This is a genomic window from Roseisolibacter sp. H3M3-2 (genome assembly GCF_029211165.1).
Classification (GTDB): Bacteria; Gemmatimonadota; Gemmatimonadetes; order Gemmatimonadales; family Gemmatimonadaceae; genus Roseisolibacter.
Genome location: NZ_JARGEK010000629.1, coordinates 1 through 1,471, shown reverse-complemented (window position 1 = coordinate 1,471; position 1,471 = coordinate 1). Strand labels below are relative to the sequence as shown.

Genomic DNA, 1,471 nt, shown 5'->3' with positions numbered 1-1,471 from the left:
CTGCGCGCCCTCCTGGCGGAGGTCCCGCCCGCGCTCCCGCTGCGCGACGCCGCGCGCGCCCTCGCCGCGCGACTCGCCGCCCGCGCGGCGCACGCCCGCTGGCTCCTCTTCCTCGTCCACGGCGACGGCCGCGCGGTCGCGATCGCCGCCTGGACGCCCCGCCCCGGCACCGGCGCCGGCACGCCGCGCGTCCACGCGCTCGTCTGCGCCCCGCACGACGTGCGCGACTCCGACGCGGAGACGCTGCGCGCCCTCCACGCCCACGCCCCGCCCCCGAACGCCACCGCCGCCGACGCGCTCCTCGCCCACCAGCACTACGTCGACGTCCTCGGCCGCGAGCGACTCGGCGCGCGCTTCTACCACGCCCTCGCGCACACCGTCGGCGCGCTCGCCGACGCGACGACGGGCGTCGACGACGCCCACGCGCGCGCCGACCTCGCGCTGCTCTGCACCACGCGCTGCCTCTTCCTCGCCTTCCTCCAGGCGAAGGGCTGGCTCGACGGCGACCACGCCTTCCTCGCCCACCGCTACGACGCCTGCCTCGCCGCCGGCGGCGACGCCCACCGCCGCCTCCTCCGCCCGCTCTTCTTCGGCACCCTCAACACCCCGCGCCGCCGCCGCGCCCCCGCCGCCCGCGCCTTCGGCCGCGTCCCCTTCCTCAACGGCGGCCTCTTCGCCCCCACCGCGCTCGAACGCCGCCACCGCGCCCACCACTTCGGCGACGACGCACTCGGCGCCCTCCTCCACGACCTCCTCGGCAGGCACCGCTTCACCGCCCGCGAGGACGCCGCGTCGTGGTCCGAGGCCGCGGTCGACCCGGCGATGCTCGGACGCGCGTTCGAGTCGTTGATGCACGCGCGCGACCGGCGCGCGACCGGCGCGTTCTACACGCCGGCCCCGCTCGTCGCGCAGGCCACCGACGAGGCACTGCGCGCGGCCCTCGCCGCGCCGCGCGACGGCCTCCCGACGCTGCCGCCGTCACTCGTCGACGACGCGCTCGCCGGCGACGCCCCCGCGCGTGCTGCGCACATCCGCGCCCTCCACGCCCGACTCGCCGCGCTCCGCGTCCTCGACCCGGCCTGCGGCTCCGGCGCGTTCCTGGTCCACGTCCTCGAGCGCGTCGCCGCGCTGCTCGCCACCGCCGGCGACGCGCGATCGGTGAGCGACCGCCGCCGCGCCGTGCTCACCGCGTCGATCTTCGGCGTCGACCGCAACCCGACGGCGGTCTGGCTCTGCGAGCTGCGCCTCTGGCTCTCGTGCGTCATCGAGTGCGACGACGACGCGCAGCGCCTCGCCCCGCTCCCCAACCTCGACCACAACGTCCGCGTCGGCGACGCGCTCGCGCCCCCGCCCGGCCTCCCCGCGGTCGCGTCCCTCGACGCCCACGACTGGGGCGGCGCGCCGTGGGGCGGCGCCGGCACGCGCCCGCGCCCCGCGACCACGCTCGCCGACCGGCGAGCGTGGTCGCGGC

General features: G+C 79.2%; 1 protein-coding gene. It reads left to right on the top strand.

Going from position 1 to position 1,471, the window contains the following annotated elements; all coding sequences use genetic code 11:
- Positions 1 to 1,471: DNA methyltransferase (locus PYV61_RS25245; protein WP_275836646.1), on the top strand; the 1,471-nt coding region annotated here is incomplete at both ends.